General features: G+C 48.4%; 1 protein-coding gene. It reads left to right on the forward strand.

Annotation, left to right across the window (positions count from 1 at the left end; all coding sequences use genetic code 11):
• Positions 1-409: DUF3885 domain-containing protein (locus PA598K_RS28850; protein WP_185602288.1), on the forward strand; the 409-nt coding region annotated here is incomplete at both ends.

The following is a 409-nucleotide window of genomic DNA, read 5'->3' on the forward strand; positions in this document are numbered from 1 at the left end:
CGGACCAGCCTCTCTATATCGTAGGCGCAACTTATGAGCCGATTGATGACTCCTTAGATTATATGGAGAGAGTTATTTCATTTCAGCATTACTTTGACAAGCAGCAGATCGAGCTTTTGCAGCGCGTGGAGGTTCTGGACGAAGATACGCAGGAGCTGTCGGGCTACAACATGCATTATGCGGTGCAGTGCCTGGTGTCGGAAGTTGATATTGAGGAGTTATTAGGGCTCATGGGTTTATTTCTTCCGAATCGCCTTTGCTTGGATGCCAGGGTCTATATCATTGAGCCGCAGTCTCGCATCGTCTATCATATCTATGATGACCGGGGGATGGACCTTGTATCGCCAGACCGAGAAGCCTTGCGGCCCTTGTACCATCAATTTAGCGATTGGATCCTTGATTATGATCG

The organism is Paenibacillus sp. 598K (assembly GCF_003851045.1).
GTDB lineage: Bacteria > Bacillota > Bacilli > Paenibacillales > Paenibacillaceae > Paenibacillus_D.